We start from the raw sequence: 20,462 nt of genomic DNA on the forward strand, positions 1-20,462 counted from the left end.
AAGATTGTGTCTGAAGTTTGCGAAGTAACCCGACGGTCGGGGATAATGCGGCACTTTGCTATGGCGTCATCGACAAGGCCTTTGTCGTTCAGGGATTGCCAGTCGACAAGGACGCCCGACAGGGGCCGAAAAGAGCTCTTAGCGTGACTCACTTCAGCATCGAACAATGGCGTGCCTGGGCCCCGGGCCTGGAAAGCGAGGACGACTGGCGCGCCTGGTGCAGGCAGCCGTTCGCGCCCGCCGACAGCGAAACCCAGCCCGATGTCTCCTTCCTCCCCGCCATGCAGCGCCGCCGCCTGTCGCGCCTCGCGCGCATGGCGATGAGTGTCGCCTGGCCCCTGGCCGCCGAGGGCGAGCAACTGCCCATAGTGTTCGCCTCGCGCCACGGCGAGACGCCGCGCACCCTGGCCCTGCTGCAGGACCTGGCACGCGGCGAGCCGCTGTCGCCTACCCAGTTCAGCCTCTCGGTGCACAACGCGATCATCGGCCAGTGGTCGATCCTGCGCGGCGACACCAGCGAGATGACCGCCCTGGCCGCCGAGGGCGACGGCCTGGAGCACGCCGTCCTGGAGGCCGCCGGCATGCTCGCCGAGGGTGCTCCTGCCGTGTTGCTGGTGATCACCGAGGAAAGCCCGCCGGATATCTACCGCCCCTGGGTGGAGGACGTGCCCTTCCCGTACGCCGTCGCCCTCAGGCTCGCACCTGGCGACCAGTGGCTACTGAAGCTGTCCCCCGAAGCGCCGGAACAGGCGCCGGAACCCTGGCCCCACGCACTGGGCCTGCTGCAAGCACTGCTCAACGATCTGCCCCACCGTCAGCATCAATGGAAGAGCCGTAAATGGACCTGGCAACGCAACCGGCCCTGAACGCCCGCCCCAACGCCCCCTACTGGTGGCGCCTGATCGCCACCGCGCTGTCCTTCACCCTGTTCGGGGTCGGCGGCGTGCTGCTGCGCATCGTCGTGTTCCCGCTGCTTTCGCTGCTGCCGGGCGACGCTACCGACCAGCGTCGCCGTGCCCGCGCCACAACCAGCCGCTTGTTCTGGCTGTTCGTCCAGTTCATGTACCGCAGCGGCGTGCTCACCTACGAAGTGGAAGGTGCCGAACGCCTCGGCCGCCCCGGGCAGATGATCATCGCCAACCACCCCTCGCTGATCGACGTGGTGGTACTTATCGCCCTTATTCGCGACGCCAATTGCGTGGTCAAGCAAAGCCTCTGGAACAACCCCTGCATGCGCGGCCCGATCCGCGCCGCCCAATACATCAGCAACAGCGGCAGCATGGACATGCTCGACGAGGCCGCCGCCGCCCTGCAGGAAGGCCAGACCCTGATCGTCTTTCCCGAAGGCACCCGCACCACACCGGGGCAGGCCCCGCAATTCCATCGTGGCGCGGCCGCCATCGCCCTGCGCGGCGCCCGCATCCTCACCCCGGTGACCATCAGCGTGACCCCGACCACCCTGACCAAGGCCGAGCCCTGGTACAGCATCCCGTCGCGGCGCTTCCACTTCCACCTGCGTGTCGGCCAAGACATCGACCCGCAGAGCTTCGCCTCACAGGGGTCGGCCCCCATCGCTTCACGCCGCCTCAACGACCATCTGCATCAACATTTCATGAAGGAGCTCGGCCTGGATGAGCGCTCTGCAACTTGAGATCAAGAACCTGATCATCGAGGCCCTGGGCCTCGAAGACATCGGCCCCGACGACATCGACGCCGAACAGACCCTGTTCGGCGAAGGCCTGGGCCTGGACTCGGTGGACGCCCTGGAACTGGGCCTGGCCATCCAGAAGCGCTTCGGCATCAAGATCGACGCCGATGCCAAGGACACCCGCAAACACTTTGCCAACGTGGCCAGCCTCGCGGCCTTCGTCTCGGCACAGAAAGCCGCCTGAGGAAAAGACCGCGATGCAAACCCGTGACGAGATCTTCACCACCCTGCGCGACGCCCTGGTCGAACTCTTCGAGCTTGACCCGGCGCAGATCAGCCTGGAATCCAATCTCTACGAGGACCTGGAGATCGACAGCATCGACGCCGTCGACCTGATCGACCACATCAAGCGCCACACCGGCCGCAAGATCGCCGCCGAGGACTTCAAGGCCGTGCGCACCGTCAGCGACGTGGTCGAGGCCGTGCACCGCCTGGTGAACGAGCCCGCATGAGCCGCCTGATCGGGCTGCTGCTGGTGCTGGCCGGCCTGGGCTACCCCTTTGCCGTGTACTACGGCATGGAACATCTGTCGCCGCGCCTGTTCGCCCTGCTGCTGGGCGGCCTCTGGCTGGCCCGCAGCCTGAGCGCCGCGCAACGCCCCGGCAACCGCTGGACGGCCGTCGCCGCCCTGGGTTTCTGCCTGCTGCTGGGGCTGGTCAACCAGGCCGACCTGCTGCGCTGGTACCCGGTGCTGATGAGCGCCGTGCTGCTCGGCCTGTTCGGCGCCAGCCTGTTCCACGGCACCCCGCTGGTGGAACGCATGGCACGCCTGCGCGAACCCGAGCTGCCCGAGGTGGCGGTGCGCTACACCCGTCGCGTCACGGCCGTCTGGGCCTCGTTCTTCCTGGCCAACGGCCTGGTCGCCGCCGGCCTCACCCTCTGGGCGCCGCTGGGCTGGTGGACGCTCTACACCGGCTTCATCGCCTACCTGCTGATGGGCTTGCTGTTCGCCGGTGAATGGCTGGTGCGCCAGCGCGTACGGAGGTTCGCGTGAGCTGGATCGCCCTGCAGGACCTGCTGCTGCAGGCCGACCCGCGACGCTCGGTGACCCTGGCCCCGGCACTGGACCAGGCCGCACTCGCCGAACAGGCCCTGCGCCTGGCCGGTGCCCTCCGGGCCCACGGCGCCCGGCGCGTCGCGCTGTACCTCGAGGACGGCGCCGAGCTGGCCGCCGCCCTGCTGGCCGCCTGGCGTGCCGGCATCGACGTGCTGCTGCCGGCCGACGCCCAGGCGCAGACCCGCAAGCGCCTGGCCGAACGCTGCGACCTCTGGCTCGACAGCCTCGACGGCCTCGATGGCGAGCCGCTGGCCCCCGCCGCGCTGGACCTGGACGCCTGCCGCCTGGTGCTGTGCACCTCCGGCTCCAGCGGCGAAGCCAAGCTGATCGACAAGACCCTGCGCCAGCTGGCCAATGAAGTAGAGGCCCTGGAAGCCCTCTGGGGCGCCGACCTCGCCGGCGCGACCCTGGTCGCCAGTGTCTCCGCCCAGCACATCTACGGCCTGCTGTTCCGCGTGCTCTGGCCGCTGTGCGCCGGCCGCCCCTTCGTGCGCCGGGCGCAGCCCTTCGCCGAGGACATCCAGCAGGCCAGCCTGGAAGCCGGCGACTTCGCCTGGATCGCCAGCCCCGCCCTGCTCAAGCGCATGGGCGACAACCTCGACTGGCCCGCCCTGCGCGGCGTGCGCCGGGTGTTCTCCTCCGGCGGCGCCCTGCCCGCCGATGCCGCAGCCGAGTTGCAGCAACGCCTCGGCCAGTGGCCCACGGAAATCTACGGCAGCTCCGAAACCGGCGGCATCGCCTGGCGCCAGGGTGGCGCCCTGTGGCAGCCCTTCGCCGGCGTCGAGCTGGGCCGGGACGAGGAAGGCGCGCTGAACCTCGCCTCGCCCTACCTGCCCGCCGGCCACCGCGAACAGACCGCCGATGCCGTGCGCATCGACGCCGACGGCCGCTTCGAACTGCTCGGCCGGCTCGACCGCATCGTCAAGCTGGAAGAAAAACGCATCTCCCTGCCCATGCTGGAACAGGCCCTGGGCGAACACCCCTGGGTGGCCGAAGCCCGCCTGGGCGTGGTGCAGGAAGGCCGCGCCTTCCTCGGCGCCCTGGTGGCCCTGAGCACCGAGGGCATCCATGCCCTGCGCAACCAGGGTCGGCGCACCGTCACCGAGACCCTGCGCCGCCACCTGGCCGGCCACTGCGAAACCATCGCCCTGCCGCGCCGCTGGCGCCTGCTGCGCCAGTTGCCCTGGAGCAGCCAGGGCAAGCTGCCCCAGGCGTTGGTGGAGAACCTGGTCAAGGCCCCTCGTCCGAAGACGGTGGAGCCACTGGCCAGCCGCGAAATCGACGGCGAATGGCAACTGGACCTGGAAGTGCCGCTGGACCTGGCGCACTTCTCCGGCCACTTCCCACGCACACCGGTCCTGCCCGGCGTGGTGCAGATCGACTGGGCCCAGCACCTCGCCCGCCAGGTCATGGCCCTGCCCCCGCGCTTCGCCGGCATGGAAGTCCTCAAGTTCCAGCAACTGGTCCGCCCCGGCGACCGCCTCCAACTGTCCCTGCGCTTCGACGCCGACAAGGGCAAGCTCTACTTCGCCTTCCGCAACGGCGAAGCCGCCTGCTCCTCCGGGCGCATCCTCCTGGTGGCCGACCATGCGTAAGGCCTTCAACGCCCTGAGCGGCGCGCGCGCCGGTTCCCACAGCGCTCAAGAACGCGTGCTGCTCGAGGTTCCTGCGCATTACATGGCCCTCTCCAGCTCGGCGGGTGGGGCGGGGACAACGCCCCTTCAGGAGGCCGAGCGGAATCGTTGCAGAGGGAGTCGAGCGGCATGGATGCCGCGAGAGGCGCGATCTGGCCAGGGATGGCCTGTCGCGCCGGGCTCCCGGCGCAACGATGGGAGCGAGGGCACCCCGGCGCAGCCGGGGCCGGATGCAGGGGCAAGTTTTTTGGTTCCTTTTCAACGATTGGAAAAGGGACTCGCCCGGCAAGGCGAAACAGAGACTCGACGCACACTCGGCCACGAACCGGGCCACGAAACCCACCCGCACTGCCCGATGCCGACATGAACCCGTTCAAGCCCTGCGCCGTCATCCCCGTCTACAACCACGAGCACGCCCTGCCCCTGGTGGTCGACGCCCTGCGCCAGCACGGCCTGCCCTGCATACTGGTGGACGACGCCTCCAGCGTCGCCTGCGCCCAGGTGATGGACCAGCTGGCCACCCAGCCCGACGTCCACCTGGTGCGCCTGGCCATCAACCAGGGCAAGGGCGGCGCCGTCATGGCCGGCCTGCGCGAAGCCGGCCGGCTGGGCTTCTCCCACGCCCTGCAGGTGGACGCCGACGGCCAGCACGACCTCGCCGACGTGCAGCGCTTCCTCGCTGCCGCCCAGGCCCGCCCGGGCGAGCTGATCTGCGGCTACCCGCAGTACGACGAAAGCGTGCCCAAGAGCCGCCTCTACGCCCGCTACCTGACCCACGTCTGGGTGTGGATCAACAGCCTGTCGCTGTCGATCCGCGACGGCATGTGCGGCTTCCGCGTCTACCCCCTGGCGCCGACCATCGCCCTGATCGATTCCGCCCGCCTCGGCAAGCGCATGGACTTCGACCCGGAGATCCTCGTGCGCCTGGCCTGGCGCAAACAGCCCATGCACTGGCTGCCGACCCGGGTGCACTACCCGCTGGACGGGCTCTCGCACTTCCGCCTGTTCCACGACAACGCGCTGATCTCGAAGATGCACGCCAAGCTGTTCTTCGGCATGTTGCTGCGCGCGCCGCTGATCCTCTGGCGCAGGTGCCGGGGATGAGCCGCGAGCACTGGGCCGACCAGCGCGAGCGCGGCAGCTTCCTGCTGATGAAGTTCACCGCGCTGATCGCGCGGCGCCTCGGGCGGCGGGTGCTCAGCCCACTGCTGCACCTGATCGTCCTGTACTTCTTCCTCTTCGGCGGCAAGGCTCGCCGCGCGGCGCGCTACTACCAGCAGCGCCTGGCCGACTGGAGCGGCCGCCCGGAGCTGGCGCCCAGCCTCGGCTCGGTGTTCGCCCAGTTCATGGCCTTCGCCGACGCCCTCCTGGACAAGCTGGACATCTGGGGCGGGCGCATCGGCCTGGACCAGGTGGACCTGCACGACCCCAGCGGCCTGCACCAGCACATGCGCAGCACTCGCGGGCAGATGCTGGTGGGCGCCCACCTGGGCAACCTGGAGGTGTGCCGCGCGCTGGCCGAGCTGAGCGAGCAGGTGACCATGAACGTGCTGGTGCACACCCGCCATGCCGAACAGTTCAACCGCCTGCTGGGCGAAGCCGGGGCCACGCACCTGCGGCTGATCCAGGTCAGCGAGCTGGACCCGGCGGTGATGCTGCAATTGAGCGAACGCCTGGAGCGCGGCGAGTGGCTGGCGATTGCCGGCGACCGCGTGCCGCTGCACGGCGGTCGCAACGTCCGGGTCGACTTCCTCGGTCGCCCCGCGGCCTTCCCCCAGGGCCCCTGGCTGCTGGCCGGGCTGCTCAAGTGCCCGCTCAACCTGATGACCTGCCTGAAGATCGATGGCCGCTACAAGGTCTTCCTCGAACCCTTCGCCGAGCGGGTGCAATGGCGCCGCAGCGAGCGTGACGCGGTGATCGAAGGCTGGGTCCAACGCTATGCCCAGCGCCTCGGCGAGCTGTGCCTGAAGGCCCCCGAGCAATGGTTCAACTTCTACCCGTTCTGGAACGAACATGACGACACATCAGCCTGAACCCGTGGTCTTCGGCGAGCTGCCGCTGTCCATCGAGCAGGTCGTGGCCCTCTCCCAGCGCCGCGCCCCCGCCCTGTTGCAGGGCGACGCCGCCTGGCGCGAGCGCATCGCCAAGGGCGCGCGCTTCCTCGACACCCTGCTGGACAAGGAAGGCGTGATCTACGGCGTCACCACCGGCTACGGCGACTCCTGCGTGGTGGCCGTGCCGCTGGAGCAGGTCGAGGCCCTGCCGCGCCACCTGTTCACCTTCCACGGCTGCGGCCTGGGCAAGGTGCTGGACGAGGCCGCCACCCGCGCGGTGCTGGCGGCGCGCCTGCAGTCGCTGTGCCATGGCGTTTCCGGCGTGCGCGTCGAACTGCTGGAGCGCCTTCAGGCCTTCATCGACCAGGACGTGCTGCCGGTGATCCCGGAAGAGGGTTCGGTGGGTGCCAGTGGCGACCTCACCCCGCTGTCCTATGTCGCCGCGACCCTTTCCGGCCAGCGCGACGTGTTCTACAAGGGCCAGCGCCGCAGCGCCGCCGAGGTTCACGCCGAACTGGGCTGGCAGCCGCTGGTGCTGCGCCCCAAGGAAGCCCTGGCGCTGATGAACGGCACCGCCGTGATGACCGCCCTGGCCTGCCTGGCCTATGCCCGTGCCGACTACCTGCTGCAACTGGCCACCCGCATCACCGCGCTCAACGTAGTGGCACTGGAAGGCAACCCGGAGCACTTCGACGAGCGCCTGTTCGCCGCCAAGCCGCACCCGGGGCAGATGCAGGTGGCCGCCTGGCTGCGCCAGGACCTGGCCATCGACGCGCCGACCGCGCCGCTGCACCGCCTGCAGGACCGCTACTCGCTGCGCTGCGCGCCCCACGTGCTGGGCGTGCTGGCCGACAGCCTGGGCCTGCTGCGGCAGTTCATCGAGACCGAGCTGAACAGCGCCAACGACAACCCGCTGATCGACGCCGAGGCCGAGCGCGTGCTGCACGGCGGTCACTTCTACGGCGGCCACATCGCCTTCGCCATGGACAGCCTGAAGAACCTGGTGGGCAACGTCGCCGACCTGCTCGACCGCCAGCTCGCCCTGCTGGTGGACGTGCGCTACAACCACGGCCTGCCGAGCAACCTCTCCGGCGCGCCCCAGGCCACGGCGATGATCAACCACGGCTTCAAGGCCGTGCAGATCGGCGCCAGCGCCTGGACCGCCGAGGCGCTGAAGAACACCATGCCGGCCAGCGTCTTCTCACGCTCCACCGAGTGCCACAACCAGGACAAGGTGAGCATGGGCACCATCGCCGCCCGCGACGCCCTGCGCAGCCTGGAGCTGACCGAGCAGGTGGCCGCCGCCACCCTGCTGGCCGCCAACCAGGGCGTCTGGCTGCGCCAGCGCGAGAACCCGCGCGCACTGCCCGAGCCGCTCACCGCCATGCACCGGCAACTGGCCGGGGACTTCCCGCCGGTGATCGAGGACCGCGCCCTGGAAGGCGAGCTGCGCCTGTGCCTGGAACGCATCCGCGCCCGCCACTGGAGGCTCTATGCGTAGCGCCGGGGTGATCCAGGCCGAGGTCGAGATCCTCGTGCCCTTCTTCGACGTCGACATGATGGAAGTGGTCTGGCACGGCCACTACGTCAAGTACCTGGAAGTGGCCCGTTGCGCCCTGCTCGACAAGCTCGACCACAACTACTCGCAGATGCGTGACGCCGGCTACGCCTGGCCCATCATCGACCTGCAGCTGCGCTACATCCGTGGCGCCCGCTTCGGCCAGAAGATCGTCGTGCGCGCCGACCTGGTGGAGTGGGAGAACCGCCTGAAGATCAACTACCTGATCACCGACGCCGCCACCGGCGAACGCCTGACCCGGGGCAGCAGCGTACAGGTGGCGGTGGAGATCGCCACCCGCGAGATGCTGCTGGCCTCGCCGAAAGTGTTCGTCGAAGCCGTGGAGCGGGCGCTGCCATGATCCGCCTGCGCGCCCTGCTGCTGGTGCCGGCCCTGCTGGCGAGTTCGCTCGCCCAGGCCTTCGACCTCGACCAGCTCGCCGCGCAACTGGGCAAGCCCGCCGTGGTGCGCGGCCCCTTCGTGCAGGAGAAACACCTGCGCACCCTGCCCAGGCCGCTGACCAGCGAGGGGCGCTTCGTGCTCTCCCGCGAGCAGGGGCTGCTCTGGCTGCTGGAAAGGCCGCTGAAGCAGGACTACCGCATCGGCGCCGCCGGCATCGCCCGTCGCGTCGACGGCCAGTGGCAGGCCCAGCCCGGCCAGGACGTCGCTGCCCAGCAGAGCCGCCTGTTCCTCGCCGTGCTCAAGGGCGATCACCAGGGCCTGGCCCGTGACTTCCAGCTGCAACTCAGCGGCGATGCCGCGCACTGGCAGCTGCACCTGACGCCGAACTCCCTGCTGCTCAAGCAGATCTTCAGTGCCATCCGGATCGAGGGCGGCGCCCTGGTGGAGCGCATCGAGCTGCTGGAAACCCAGGGCGACAGCACCGTGCTGCGCCTGCCGGCGAGCGAAGCCGGCGATGCCCTCGCGGCCACGGAGGCGCGCGACCTTGCGCCCTGAACGCCTGCTGCCGCGCCTGTTCCTGCTGGGCCTCGTCGCCCTGCTGGCGCTGGCCGCCTGGCAATGGCGCAACGGCCCGCCGGTGGCCGCCGACATGCTCGCCCTGCTGCCCCAGGGCGCCGGGGATGCCTGGGTGCAACGTGCCGAACAACGCATGCAGGAGCCGCTGAACCGCGAGGTCCTGCTGCTGGTAGGGCACACCGACGCCGCACGCGCCCGGACCCTGGCCCAGCGTATCGCCGAACGCTGGCAGCAGGAGCCGCGCTTCGAGCGCGTGCAGTGGAGCCTGCAGGCCGACCTGCCGGCCCTGCGCCAGCAACTGCTGGACAACCGCCTGGCGCTGCTGCCCCGGGCCGATCGCGCGCTGCTGGAGCAGGAACCCGGGCGCTTCATCGCCCAACGCGCGGAACGCCTGTTCGACCCCTTCTCCGCCGTCGCCCTGGTGCCGACCGAAAACGACTGGCTGGGCCTCGCCGGCCTCGCGCAGAAGGCACTGGTGCCCGCCAGCCGGGTGCAGGCCGACCTGGCCAGCGGCGCCCTGCAGGTGCAGGACGGCGATACCACCTGGGTGCTGCTGCGTGCCCGCACCCGGGAAGGCGCCTTCGACATGCAGGCACCGCCCTGGCTCGCGGGCGAAGTCGCCCGCGCCCGCCAGGACATCGAAGCCGATGGCGGTCGCCTGCTCGCCGCCAGCGGCCTGCTCCACGCCGCCGCCGGGCAGGCCAAGGCCGCCCGCGAGATCAGCCTGATCGGCGGTGGCGCCAGCCTCGGCACCCTGCTGCTGATGCTGCTGGTGTTCCGCCGCCCGCGCACCCTGCTCAGCCTGTTGCCGGTGGGCCTGGCCCTGGGCGCGGGCTGCACCGCCTGCGTGCTGGTGTTCGGCGAGATCAACGCACTGACCCTGGTGCTCGGCGCCAGCCTCACCGGTGTCGCCGCCGACTACCCGCTGCACTACCTGAGCAAGAGCTGGACCGGCCAGCCCTGGCGCGCCTGGCAGGCGGTGCGCGAGACCCTGCCGGGCCTCAGCCTGAGCCTGGGCACCAACCTGATCGGCTACCTGGCCCTGGCCTTCACCCCCTTCCCGGCACTGACCCAGATCGCGGTGTTCTCCGCCGCCGGCCTGGTCACCGCCTACCTCTGCTCCGTGTGCCTGCTGCCGGCGTTGCTGGGCAGCCTGCGCCTGACACCGCCGCGCGCACCGCTGCGCCTGGCCGAGCGCCTGCTGGAGCGCCGCGAGCGCCTGCTGGCACGCACCGGCAGCCTGCCCTGGCTGCTCGCCCTGCTGGTATTCAGCGCCGCCGGCCTGTGGCAGGTGCAGCCGCAGAACGACCTGCGCCAGTGGCTTGGTGCCGAGCCGCGCCTGCTCGACGAGGCCCGCGAGATCGCCCGCCTCACCGGCCTGCAGCCCACCAGCCAGTTCTTCCTGGTGCGCGGCGACAGCCAGGACCAGATGCTCCAGCGCCAGGCCGAGCTGGCCGAGCGCCTCGACCGCGCCGTGGCCGACGGCAACCTGCAGGGCTACCGCGCCCTCAGCCAACTGGTGCCGCCCGGCACCGAGCGCCAGGCCCTGCGTGACGCCCTGGCGCGCCTGCCGCAACACTGGCAGCCATTACTGGCGCTCGGCATCCCCGCCCAAGCGCTGGAGAACGAGATCGCCCAGCTGCGCGCGCAGCCCGAGCAGGACCTCGACACGGCCCTGGCCGGCACCCTGGGCGAGGCCTGGCGCCCGCTCTGGCTGGGCGTCGACACCCAGGGCCGTGCCGCAGGCATCGTCAGCCTGCAGGGCCTGGCCTCGCCCATGCTGATGGCCGACGCCGCCGAGGGCCTGGAAGGCGTGCAGCTGGTCGACCGCATCGGCGAGCTGAACCGCCTGTTCGCCGCCACCCAGCTCAGCGCTGCAGAACTCAAGCTGGCATCCTGCCTGGCCATCCTCCTCCTGCTGTGCATCCCCTTCGGCTTCGGCGGTTCGCTGCGCATCGTGGCGCTGCCGCTGCTGGCGGCGCTGGCCGCCCTGGCGAGCCTCGGCTGGCTGGGCCAGCCGCTGACCCTGTTCAGCCTGTTCGGCCTGCTGCTGGTCACCGCCATCGGCGTGGACTACGCGATCCTCATGCGCGAGGCGGTCGGCGGTGCGGCGGTGAGCCTGCTGGGCACGCTGCTGTCGGGCCTGACCAGCTGGCTGTCCTTCGGCCTGCTGCTGCTGAGCCAGACCCCGGCCATCGCCAACTTCGGCCTGACCATCAGCCTCGGGCTGTTCTTCTGCTTCCTGCTCGCCCCCTGGGCGCAGGCCGCGCCCCCCCAGGGCAAGGAAGTGCCGGCATGAGCGTCGTCGTGTTCTGGATCGGCCTGCTGGCCCTGTTCGCCCTGGCCACCTGGCTGGGTCGCAGGCTCGGCCTGATCCCCATCGTCAGCCAGCTGTTGCTGGCCAGCTTCGGCCTGCCGCTGGTGATGCTCTGGCTGGCCGCGCCGGTGGGCCTGGACAACGCCCAGGTGCTGGCCGCGCCCTGGCTCAAGCCGCTGTACGGCGTGGCCTTCACCCTGCTGCTGGGGCACATCCTCAGCGATGTGATCGACCTGCGCCTGGAAGCGGCCAGCGTGAAGATCGCCCTGCCGAGCTTCTTCCTGCCGTTCTTCTGCGGCCTGGGCTGTGCCCTCTGGCTGCTGCCCGCCGACGGCCTGCTCTCGGCCATCGCCGTGGGCCTGCTGTTCGCCCTGACGGCGATCCCGGTGCTGTTCCTCTACCTGCGCCACCTGGGCTACGCCGAGGCGTCCATCCGCCGCCTGCTGCAGGCGGCGATCCTGATGGACCTGATGTGCTGGAGCATCTTCGGCCTGGCCCAGGGCAGCGCCGCGCCCGGCGCCCTGCTCTGGCCACTGCTGGCCGCCCTGCTGCCCCTGGCGCTGCACCTGGCGCGGGTGCGTGCGCCGCTGGCCTACAGCCTGGCCTTCTTCGCGCTGCTGCTGACGCTGCAGCAGCTCAAGCTCAACGCCCTGGTGTTCGGCATCGCCTACCTGCTGGTGATGGCCCTGCTGCGCGTGCCGTTCCGCCTGCCGTTGCCGGCGCGCGTCTTCCACGACGTGCAGGTGTGGCTGGCGGTGCCGCTGATCCTCGCCTTCGGCCTGCTGCAGATCGACTGGCACACGGCCTGGCAGAACTATTCCTGGCTGCAGTTCGGCGCCCTGCTGGTGTTGCCCATCGTCAGCAAGCTGGCGGGCAACTGGCTGGGCCTGTCCTGGGCCGAGGGCCGCCTGGCGGCCAGCCCGGTGAAGTGGCGCGAGACCGTGCTGCTCAACACCCGCGGCCTGACCGAGATCGTCTTCCTCAACCTTCTGTTCCAGCAGCACATCATCAGCGCGCAGCTGTACTTCGCGCTGATGCTGATGGGACTGATCGCCACCCTGTTGCCGGCCCTGACGCGCAGAGCGCACGCGGTCGCCACCCCCGCCCCGGAAAGGAGTCCCCATGAAGCCCATTGAAATCCAGCAGCGCCAGGTCGTGGTCATCGGTGCCGGCCCCTCCGGCGCCATCGCCGCCGCCCTGCTCAAGCGCAAGGGCCACGATGTGCTGATCCTCGAACGCCAGCGCTTCCCGCGCTTCTCCATCGGCGAGAGCCTGCTGTCCCACTGCCTGGACTTCATCGAGGAAGCGGGGATGCTCGAAGCGGTCATGGCCGCCGGCTTCCAGATCAAGCACGGCGCGGCCTTCGCCTGGGGCGGGCGCTACACCGCCTTCGATTTCCGCGACAAGTTCACCCCCGGCAAAGGCACCACCTTCCAGGTACAGCGGGCCGACTTCGACAAGCTGCTGGCCGACCAGGCCGAACTGCAGGGCGTGGAGATCCGCTACGAGGAGGAGATCATCGCCGCCGCGTTCGAGGGTGACTGCCCGCGGCTCACCGTGCGCCGCCTGGACGGCAGCCAGTACCAGGTGGAGACCGCCTTCGTCCTCGACGGCAGCGGCTACGGCCGGGTGCTGCCGCGCCTGCTGGACCTGGAGGCGCCGTCCAGCTTCCCGGTGCGCCAGGCGGTGTTCACCCATATCGAGGACCGCATCGACGATGCCGGCTTCGACCGCGAGAAGATCCTCATCAGCATCCACCCCGAGCACCGTGACATCTGGTTCTGGCTGATCCCCTTCAGCAACGGCCGCTGCTCCCTGGGCGTGGTGGGCGAAGCCGGCCGCTATGCGGGCCGCCCCGAGGACCTGGATGCCTGCCTCAAGGGCTTCATCGCCGAGACGCCGAACCTGCGCCGCCTGCTGGCCAATGCCGTGTGGGACACCCCGGCCCGCGCCCTGGGCGGCTACTCGGCCAACGTGAAGGCCTTGCACGGCCCGGGCTTCGCCCTGCTGGGCAACGCGGCCGAGTTCCTCGACCCGGTGTTCTCCTCCGGCGTGACCATCGCCATGCGCTCGGCGAGCATGGCCGCGGCGGTGCTCGACCGGCAGCTGAACGGCGAACAGGTGGACTGGGAGAGCGAGTTCGCCACGCCGCTGAAGAAGGGCGTGGACACCTTCCGTGCCTACGTCGAGGGCTGGTACGAGGGCAGCTTCCAGGACGTGATCTTCCATGAGGGCGGGTCGCCGGAAATCCGCGGGATGATCTGCTCGATCCTCGCCGGCTACGCCTGGGACACGCGCAACCCCTTCGTCGCCGAGCCCAAGCGCCGCCTGCGCATGATCAGCGAATTCTGCGCCACGGAATGAGGGAGCCGACCATGGAACGCGCCGCCGCCACCTACGTCGAGGAGACCCGCTTCGGCTTCTGGTTCCTGCAGAGCCACACCTGGCAGCACCATGTGCTGCGCGTGGCGATCAACGACCTCAGGGGCCTGTTCAGCGAGCCGCTGCCGGAGGCGCCGGTGCTGCTGGACGCCGGCTGCGGCCAGGGCAAGTCCTTCCGCCTGCTGGCGGACACCTTCACCCCGGCGCGGATGATCGGCCTGGACGCCGACCCGCACAGCCTCGACTGCTCCCGCGCCGAAGCCGAGCGCCTGGGCCTGGAGGTGCAACTGGTGAGCAGCGACTGCGCCGCGATCGCCCTGCCGGACGCCAGCGTCGACCTCCTCTTCTGCCACCAGACCTTCCACCACCTGGTGGAGCAGGAGCGCGCCCTGGCCGAGTTCTGGCGGGTGCTGAAGCCGGGCGGCTACCTGCTGTTCGCCGAATCCACGCGCTACTACATCGACACCTGGGTGATCCGCTGGCTGTTCCGCCATCCGATGCACGTGCAGCGCACCGCCGAGCAGTACCTGGAGATGCTGCGCGGCCAGGGCTTCGTCTTCGAGGCGCGCAATGTGTCCTATCCCTACCTGTGGTGGAGCCGCTCCGCCGACTTCGGCCTGCTGGAGCGCTGGGGGCTGCGCAACCCGCCGCCGCCCGGCCAGCGCAACGAGACCCTGGTCAACGCCGTGGCGCGCAAGCCGCTGGAGACTGACGGTCGATGAAGCGCCTGCTGCTCGCCGGCCTGTGCCTGCTGCTCGCCGCCTGTGCGGCGCGTACGCCGGTGCCCGAACGACCGCCGCGGCTGGACCTGCCGCAATCCCTGCAGGTGCAGCGCCAGGCGCAGGGCGAGACCCGCGACTGGCTGCTGGTGGTGCAGGCCGAGGGGCCGGCATTGCGCTGGTCGCTGTTCGACCCGCTGGGAGTGCCCCTGTCGCGCCAGGTGCTGGAGGACGGTTCCTGGCGCAACGACGGCCTGCTGCCGCCCAACGACGAGGCCCGCGAACTCTTCGCCGCGCTGCTCTATGCCCTGGCCCCGGCCGAGGCATTGCAGCCGGCCTACGCCGGTATCGAGCAACGCATCGCCACCGATGGCCGGCGCGAGCTGGCCGGACGCTGGAGCATCGCCTACCGCGCGCCGCTGGACTTCGACCTGCAGCGCCGCGACGGCCCGCACTACCGAATCACCGCTCTCGACGAGGAACCCCGATGATCGCCAATCTCAATGCCCTGGGCCTGGTCTGCGCCCTGGGCCAGGGCAAGCAGGCGGTGGCCGACGCGCTGTTCGCCGGCGACGCATCGGGCATGCGCCGCCAGGCCGGCTGGGTCGCGGGACGCGAACTGAGCATCGGTGCGGTGCCCGGCGACCTGCCGGCCATGCCCGCCGGCCTGGAGGCCTGCCAGAGCCGCAACAACCAGTTGCTGCTGGCCGCCGCGCTGGAGATCGAGCCGCAGTTGCGTGCCGCCATCGAGCGCCATGGCCTGGACCGCGTGGGCATCGTCCTCGGCACCAGCACCTCGGGCATCCAGGAAGCCAGCGAAGGCATCGGCGAGCACCTGCGCACCGGCACCCTGCCGGATGACTACCGCTACCCGCAGCAGGAACTGGCCGCCCCGGCCGCCTTCCTCGCCGCCTGGCTGGGCACGCGCGGCCCGGCCTATTGCATCTCCACCGCCTGCACCTCCAGCGCCCGCGCCCTGCTCAGCGCACGCCGGCTGCTGGCACTCGGCGTGTGCGACGCGGTGATCTGCGGCGGCGTGGATTCGCTCTGCGGCCTCACCCTCAACGGGTTCAGCGCGCTGGAAGCGGTCTCCGCCGAGCCCTGCAACCCGCTGTCGCGCAACCGCAACGGCATCAACATCGGCGAAGGCGCGGCGCTGTTCCTCCTCGACCGCGAGCCGGGCCCCATCGCCCTGCTGGGTGCCGGCGCCTGCTCCGACGCGCACCACATCTCGGCCCCGGAGCCCGGCGGCGTCGGCGCCCAGCGCGCCATGCGCCTGGCCCTGGCCGACGCCAGGACCAACGCCGCAGGCATCCACTACCTGAACCTGCATGGCACCGCCACGGTGCACAACGACGCCATGGAGAGCCATGCCACCGCCGCGCTGTTCCCCGCCGGGCTGCCGGTGTCGTCCACCAAGCCGCTGACCGGCCACACCCTGGGCGCCGCCGGTGCGCTGGAGGCCGCCTTCTGCTGGCTGGCGCTGAGCGAGCACAACCGCGACCGCCTGCTGCCGCCGCACCTGTGGGACGGCGAGGCCGACCCCGAGCTGCCCGCGCTGGAACTTGCGCACCGTGGCCGCGCCCTGGAGCCATCCTCGGGCCGCCGCCTGATGAGCAATTCGTTCGCCTTCGGCGGCAGCAACATCAGCCTGATCATCGGAGATGCGCCATGAACGACTGGCCGATTGCCGAGCTGGTCCCCCATGCCGGGGACATGATCCTCATCGACCGCGTCCTGCGCTTCGGCGACGAGGACGTGGAAACCCTCGCCACCGTGCGCCCCGGGCTGTTCAGCCAGGACGACGGCAGCCTGCCGGCCTGGGTCGGCGTGGAGCTGATGGCCCAGAGCATCGCCGCCTACGCCGGCTGCCAGGCACGCCAGGCGGGGCTTCCCGTGGAGCTGGGCTTCCTGCTCGGCACCCGCAACTATCAATGCGACGTCGACCGCTTCCCGGCCGGCGCCGAGCTGCACATCAGCGCCACCCGCACGCTGCAGGACGACAACGGCATGGGCGTGTTCGAATGCCGCCTGGAGGGGCCGGGCCTCACGGCCTTCGCCCGCCTCAATGTCTTCCGTCCGCCGCAGGTGGCCAGTTACCTGGAGGAACCCCAACCATGAGCGAGACCATCCTGGTCACCGGCTCCAGCCGTGGCATCGGCCGCGCCATCGCCCTGCGCCTGGCGCGCGCCGGCTTCGACCTGGTGCTGCATTGCCGCTCGCGCCGCGACGAAGCCGAGGCGGTGAAGGCCGAGATCCAAACCCTGGGCCGCAGCGCCAGGGTGCTGCAGTTCGACGTCTCCGACCGCGCTGCCTGCCGCGCGCAGCTGGAGGCCGACGTGGAAGCCCACGGCGCCTACTACGGCGTGGTGTGCAACGCCGGCCTGACCCGCGACGGTGCCTTCCCGGCCCTCAGCGAGGACGACTGGGACAGCGTGCTGCGCACCAACCTGGACGGTTTCTACAACGTGCTGCACCCGCTGTGCATGCCGATGATCCGCCGCCGCAAGCCGGGACGCATCGTCTGCATCACCTCGGTCTCGGGCCTGATCGGCAACCGTGGCCAGGTCAACTACAGCGCGTCCAAGGCCGGCGTGATCGGCGCGGCCAAGGCCCTGGCCATCGAGCTGGGCAAGCGCCGCATCACGGTCAACTGCGTGGCCCCGGGGCTGATCGATACCGAGATACTCGACGAGCAGGTGCCGGTGGAGGAGATCCTCAAGATGGTTCCGGCGCAGCGCATGGGCACGCCGGAAGAAGTGGCCGGCGCCGTGAATTTCCTGATGTCCGAGGAGGCGGGGTACATCACCCGCCAGGTCCTCGCTGTGAATGGTGGGTTGTGCTGATGAAACGCGTCGTCATTACCGGCATGGCCGGCGTCACCTCCCTGGGCAACGACTGGGCCGGCATCTCGGCCAACTTCCTGGGCAACCGCAGCGGCATCCGGCGCATGGACGAGTGGGACCGCTTCACCGAGCTGAACACCCGCCTGGCCGGCCCCATCGATGATTTCGCCACGCCCTCGCACTGGACGCGCAAGCAGATGCGCAGCATGGGTCGCGTCTCCAAGCTGGCGGTCTACGCGGCGGAGCGGGCGCTGGCCGATGCGGGGCTGGCGGGTGAGGCGATGATCAAGGACGGGCGCATGGGCGTGGCCTGTGGCTCGTCCACCGGCAGCACCGACGAGATCAAGGCCTTCGGCAACATGCTGCTGAACTCGGTGGCGGACGGCCTCAACGCCAACTCCTACGTGCGCATGATGCCGCACACGGCAGCGGCCAATATCAGCATCTTCTTCGGCCTCAAGGGCCGCCTGATCCCCACCTCCAGCGCCTGCACCAGCGGCAGCCAGGGCATCGGCTACGCCTATGAGGCGATCAAGTTCGGCCGCCTGCCGATGATGCTCGCCGGCGGCGCCGAGGAGCTCTGCCCCACCGAGGCGATGGTGTTCGATGCGCTCTACGCCACCAGCCTGAAGAACGACGCCCCGCACACCTCGCCGCGCCCCTACGACAGCGGCCGCGACGGCCTGGTGATCGGCGAAGGCGCCGGCATCCTGGTGCTGGAGGAGCTGGAGCATGCCCTGGCCCGGGGCGCGAAGATCCACGCCGAGATCGTCGGCTTCGGCTGCAATGCCGACGGCCAGCACACCACCAAGCCGGAGCAGGCGACCATGCGCGGCGCGATGGAGCTGGCCCTGGCCGACGCCGGCCTGGCACCGGAGGCCATCGGCTACGTCAACGGCCACGGCACCGCCACCGAGCAGGGCGACGTGGCGGAGACGCTCGCCACCAGCAGCCTGTTCGGCGCGCGCATGCCCATCAGCTCGCAGAAGAGCTTCCTCGGCCACACGCTGGGCGCCTGCGGGGCGCTGGAGTCCTGGTTCAGCATCGAGATGATGAACAGCGACCAGTACATCCACACCCTCAACCTCGACGCCGTGGACCCGGCCTGCGGCGAGCTCGACTACCTGCGTGGCGAGCCCCGGCAGATGAGCAACGAATACGTGATGAACAACAACTTCGCCTTCGGTGGGGTCAACACCTCGTTGATCTTCCGTCGCTGGCGCTGACTTCCAAGCCCCCATACCCAACAAGACCGTCAAGGAGACGACCATGAGCCTCAAGACCTGGACCGCTGTTGCTGTACTGTCCGCCGCTGTTCTGCCCGGCATCAGCCAGGCCCGCGATACCGTGCATTACCTCGACTTCAATTCGGTGGTCACCGAGGCCGTGCAGGCAGGACGCCTGGATGGCAGCGTGAAGTTCTACCTGGCCGGCAACACCCCCGCCGGCAAGGTGACGGTGATCAACCCCAACATCACCACCAACCAGAAGACCAACGCCTTCAACAAGAGCGACGAGGAAGCCTGCCGCTGGGTGCTGCAGTCCGCCCTGATCCGCCTGCAGGACGCGGCCAAGTCGGCCGGCGCCAACGCGGTGGTGGACATCGCCAGCAACTACAAGCGCAAGGAATACAAGGACGCCAGCAAGTACGAGTGCCACGCGGGCGCCTTCGTCGCCGGCGTCGCCCTCAAGGGCGCCATCGCCAACGTCAAGTAAGGCGTTGCAGCTGTTGGGGAAGGCCGCGCGAGCGGCCTTTTTCATGGGCGCGGGAAATGCCCTGAACGAAATAGCTGACCGCCAAGTCAACTCAATCGAGACCGCCCACCCTCCGAGGAGACCGCGCATGCCCCTGCAGCCGTACACGATCCACTATCGCTTCCACGACGAACCGCGCCGCCACGTGCTGGAGCTGGAGCACCGCCCCGACCCGGGCGAGACCGCCATGCACCTCCTGGTGCTGCATTTCGCCGACGCCGAGAACAGCCTGGTGATGCCCGCGGCGGACGCCACTGCGCAGGAGATCATCCAGCAGGCCGAGCTGCTGGGGATAAGCGATATGCGCCTGGACTAGGGCAGAAGAAAGGCCGCATCAGCGGCCTTTTTTCACGGGCGGGTGCCACTCAGCGGTGGTACTGCGCCGACAGCTCGTGGACGGCCTCGAAGAAGGCGCCGGCGTTGGCCGGGTCGACTTCCGGGGTGACGCCATGGCCGAGGTTGAATACCTGGCCGCTGCCCTGGCCGTAGGCGGCGAGGATGCGCCCCACTTCGGCGCGGATGGCGGCGGGGTTGGCGTAGAGCACGGCCGGGTCCATGTTGCCCTGCAGGGCGACCTTGGCGCCGACGCGGGCGCGGGCGCTGCCGATGTCGCAGGTCCAGTCCAGGCCCAGCGCTTCGGCGCCGCTATCGGCCATGGATTCGAGCCACAGGCCGCCGCCCTTGGTGAAGAGGATCACCGGCACGCGACGCCCGTCATGCTCGCGGATCAGGCCGTCGATGATCTGTTTCATGTAGGCCAGGGAAAACTCCTGGTAGGCCGCCGCCGAGAGGCTGCCGCCCCAGGAGTCGAAGATCTGCACGGCCTGGGCGCCGGCGCGGATCTGCCCGTTGAGGTAGGCGATGATCGATTTCGCCAGCTTGTCGAGCAGGGCGTGCATGGCCTGGGGGTCGTTGTAGAGCATCGCCTTGGACTTGCGGAAGTCGCGGCTGGAGCCGCCTTCGACCATGTAGGTGGCGAGCGTCCAGGGGCTGCCGGTGAAGCCGATCAGCGGCACGCGGCCGTTCAGCTCGCGACGGATGTTGCGCACGGCGTCCATCACGTAGCCCAGGTCCTGCTCGGGATCGGGGATCGGCAGGGCCTCGATGTCGGCCAGGCTGCTGACCACCTTCCTGAAGCGCGGACCTTCGCCGGTCTCGAAGTACAGGCCCTGGCCCATGGCGTCGGGGATGGTGAGGATGTCGGAGAAGAGGATCGCGGCGTCCAGCTGCGGGTAGCGGTCCAGCGGCTGGATGGTGACCTCGCAGGCCAGCTCGGGGTTCTTCATCAGGCTGACGAAGTCACCGGCCTTGGCGCGGGTGGCCCGGTATTCCGGCAGGTAACGACCGGCCTGGCGCATCATCCAGACGGGGGTGACATCGACGGGCTGCTTGAGCAGGGCGCGGAGGAAACGGTCGTTCTTCAAGACGGTCATGGCAGTGTCCAACGAAAAAGT

The 20,462-nt window shown here is 69.8% G+C and carries 23 protein-coding genes; 22 read left to right on the top strand and 1 reads right to left on the bottom strand.

Features of this window, described 5'->3' with window-relative positions:
- Positions 1 to 143: 143 nt before the first annotated feature.
- The 22 genes from PHLH3_RS27645 (at position 144) to PHLH3_RS27750 (ending at position 19,324) form a co-directional block, all read left to right on the top strand.
- Positions 144 to 866, top strand: coding sequence for a beta-ketoacyl synthase chain length factor (locus PHLH3_RS27645; protein WP_213626698.1), 723 nt, complete (start codon positions 144 to 146; stop codon positions 864 to 866).
- Positions 839 to 1,651, top strand: a complete 813-nt coding sequence (locus PHLH3_RS27650) for a lysophospholipid acyltransferase family protein (protein WP_213626700.1) — start codon at positions 839 to 841, stop codon at positions 1,649 to 1,651. The genes PHLH3_RS27645 and PHLH3_RS27650 overlap by 28 nt, the downstream gene beginning before the upstream one ends.
- Positions 1,632 to 1,892: a phosphopantetheine-binding protein gene (locus tag PHLH3_RS27655; RefSeq protein ID WP_021219835.1), complete on the top strand. Its 261-nt coding sequence runs from the start codon at positions 1,632 to 1,634 to the stop codon at positions 1,890 to 1,892. Before PHLH3_RS27650 ends, PHLH3_RS27655 begins: the two co-directional genes overlap by 20 nt.
- A gap of 13 nt (positions 1,893 to 1,905) precedes the next feature.
- Positions 1,906 to 2,160 (top strand): acyl carrier protein, encoded by a 255-nt coding sequence (locus tag PHLH3_RS27660; RefSeq protein WP_021219836.1) that lies wholly within the window; start codon positions 1,906 to 1,908, stop codon positions 2,158 to 2,160.
- A complete protein-coding gene (locus tag PHLH3_RS27665; RefSeq protein ID WP_213626702.1) occupies positions 2,157 to 2,702 on the top strand; it encodes a hypothetical protein in 546 nt (181 codons plus the stop codon). Before PHLH3_RS27660 ends, PHLH3_RS27665 begins: the two co-directional genes overlap by 4 nt.
- Positions 2,699 to 4,360: an acyl-CoA synthetase family protein gene (locus PHLH3_RS27670; protein WP_213626704.1), complete on the top strand. Its 1,662-nt coding sequence runs from the start codon at positions 2,699 to 2,701 to the stop codon at positions 4,358 to 4,360. Before PHLH3_RS27665 ends, PHLH3_RS27670 begins: the two co-directional genes overlap by 4 nt.
- 402 nt (positions 4,361 to 4,762) lie before the next feature.
- A complete protein-coding gene (locus tag PHLH3_RS27675; protein ID WP_213626706.1) occupies positions 4,763 to 5,503 on the top strand; it encodes a glycosyltransferase family 2 protein in 741 nt (246 codons plus the stop codon).
- Positions 5,500 to 6,432: a glycosyl transferase gene (locus PHLH3_RS27680; RefSeq protein ID WP_213626708.1), complete on the top strand. Its 933-nt coding sequence runs from the start codon at positions 5,500 to 5,502 to the stop codon at positions 6,430 to 6,432. Before PHLH3_RS27675 ends, PHLH3_RS27680 begins: the two co-directional genes overlap by 4 nt.
- A complete protein-coding gene (locus PHLH3_RS27685) occupies positions 6,413 to 7,954 on the top strand; it encodes an aromatic amino acid ammonia-lyase (RefSeq protein WP_213626710.1) in 1,542 nt (513 codons plus the stop codon). Before PHLH3_RS27680 ends, PHLH3_RS27685 begins: the two co-directional genes overlap by 20 nt.
- Positions 7,947 to 8,372, top strand: coding sequence for an acyl-CoA thioesterase (locus tag PHLH3_RS27690; RefSeq protein ID WP_173171211.1), 426 nt, complete (start codon positions 7,947 to 7,949; stop codon positions 8,370 to 8,372). Before PHLH3_RS27685 ends, PHLH3_RS27690 begins: the two co-directional genes overlap by 8 nt.
- On the top strand, positions 8,369 to 8,968 hold the full coding sequence (locus PHLH3_RS27695; protein ID WP_213626712.1) for an outer membrane lipoprotein carrier protein LolA: 600 nt from the start codon (positions 8,369 to 8,371) through the stop codon (positions 8,966 to 8,968). Before PHLH3_RS27690 ends, PHLH3_RS27695 begins: the two co-directional genes overlap by 4 nt.
- Positions 8,928 to 11,288 (top strand): MMPL family transporter, encoded by a 2,361-nt coding sequence (locus tag PHLH3_RS27700; protein ID WP_213626714.1) that lies wholly within the window; start codon positions 8,928 to 8,930, stop codon positions 11,286 to 11,288. Before PHLH3_RS27695 ends, PHLH3_RS27700 begins: the two co-directional genes overlap by 41 nt.
- On the top strand, positions 11,285 to 12,442 hold the full coding sequence (locus PHLH3_RS27705) for a sodium:proton antiporter (protein ID WP_213626716.1): 1,158 nt from the start codon (positions 11,285 to 11,287) through the stop codon (positions 12,440 to 12,442). Before PHLH3_RS27700 ends, PHLH3_RS27705 begins: the two co-directional genes overlap by 4 nt.
- Complete coding sequence (locus tag PHLH3_RS27710; RefSeq protein ID WP_213626718.1) at positions 12,429 to 13,670, top strand: NAD(P)/FAD-dependent oxidoreductase; 1,242 nt, start codon at positions 12,429 to 12,431, stop codon at positions 13,668 to 13,670. Before PHLH3_RS27705 ends, PHLH3_RS27710 begins: the two co-directional genes overlap by 14 nt.
- Positions 13,671 to 13,681: 11 nt before the next feature.
- The gene (locus PHLH3_RS27715; protein ID WP_213626720.1) at positions 13,682 to 14,410 is read left to right on the top strand and encodes a class I SAM-dependent methyltransferase; all 729 of its coding nucleotides are present in this window, start codon (positions 13,682 to 13,684) and stop codon (positions 14,408 to 14,410) included.
- Positions 14,407 to 14,898, top strand: a complete 492-nt coding sequence (locus PHLH3_RS27720; RefSeq protein WP_173171199.1) for a DUF3261 domain-containing protein — start codon at positions 14,407 to 14,409, stop codon at positions 14,896 to 14,898. Before PHLH3_RS27715 ends, PHLH3_RS27720 begins: the two co-directional genes overlap by 4 nt.
- Positions 14,895 to 16,082, top strand: a complete 1,188-nt coding sequence (locus PHLH3_RS27725) for a beta-ketoacyl-ACP synthase (RefSeq protein ID WP_213626722.1) — start codon at positions 14,895 to 14,897, stop codon at positions 16,080 to 16,082. The genes PHLH3_RS27720 and PHLH3_RS27725 overlap by 4 nt, the downstream gene beginning before the upstream one ends.
- Entirely contained in the window at positions 16,079 to 16,528 is a 450-nt protein-coding gene (locus tag PHLH3_RS27730; protein ID WP_173171195.1) for a hotdog family protein, read from the top strand. The genes PHLH3_RS27725 and PHLH3_RS27730 overlap by 4 nt, the downstream gene beginning before the upstream one ends.
- On the top strand, positions 16,525 to 17,253 hold the full coding sequence (gene fabG, locus PHLH3_RS27735) for a 3-oxoacyl-ACP reductase FabG (RefSeq protein WP_213626724.1): 729 nt from the start codon (positions 16,525 to 16,527) through the stop codon (positions 17,251 to 17,253). Before PHLH3_RS27730 ends, fabG begins: the two co-directional genes overlap by 4 nt.
- Positions 17,253 to 18,479: a beta-ketoacyl-ACP synthase gene (locus PHLH3_RS27740; RefSeq protein WP_173171188.1), complete on the top strand. Its 1,227-nt coding sequence runs from the start codon at positions 17,253 to 17,255 to the stop codon at positions 18,477 to 18,479. Before fabG ends, PHLH3_RS27740 begins: the two co-directional genes overlap by 1 nt.
- A 43-nt stretch (positions 18,480 to 18,522) precedes the next feature.
- Positions 18,523 to 18,969 carry an excinuclease gene (locus PHLH3_RS27745; RefSeq protein WP_173171186.1) on the top strand — a complete coding sequence of 149 codons (447 nt, stop codon included), beginning with the start codon at positions 18,523 to 18,525 and terminating at the stop codon, positions 18,967 to 18,969.
- A 127-nt stretch (positions 18,970 to 19,096) separates the two neighbouring features.
- Positions 19,097 to 19,324 carry a hypothetical protein gene (locus PHLH3_RS27750; protein WP_348529827.1) on the top strand — a complete coding sequence of 76 codons (228 nt, stop codon included), beginning with the start codon at positions 19,097 to 19,099 and terminating at the stop codon, positions 19,322 to 19,324.
- Between the two features lie 49 nt (positions 19,325 to 19,373).
- Here the strand turns inward: PHLH3_RS27750 and hemE are convergent, their stop codons facing one another.
- Positions 19,374 to 20,441, bottom strand: coding sequence for a uroporphyrinogen decarboxylase (gene hemE / locus PHLH3_RS27755; RefSeq protein ID WP_213626726.1), 1,068 nt, complete (start codon positions 20,439 to 20,441; stop codon positions 19,374 to 19,376).
- Positions 20,442 to 20,462: the final 21 nt, after the last annotated feature.

Origin of the sequence: Pseudomonas sp. Pc102, assembly GCF_018408275.1 — a bacterium.
Taxonomy (GTDB): domain Bacteria; phylum Pseudomonadota; class Gammaproteobacteria; order Pseudomonadales; family Pseudomonadaceae; genus Metapseudomonas; species Metapseudomonas tohonis.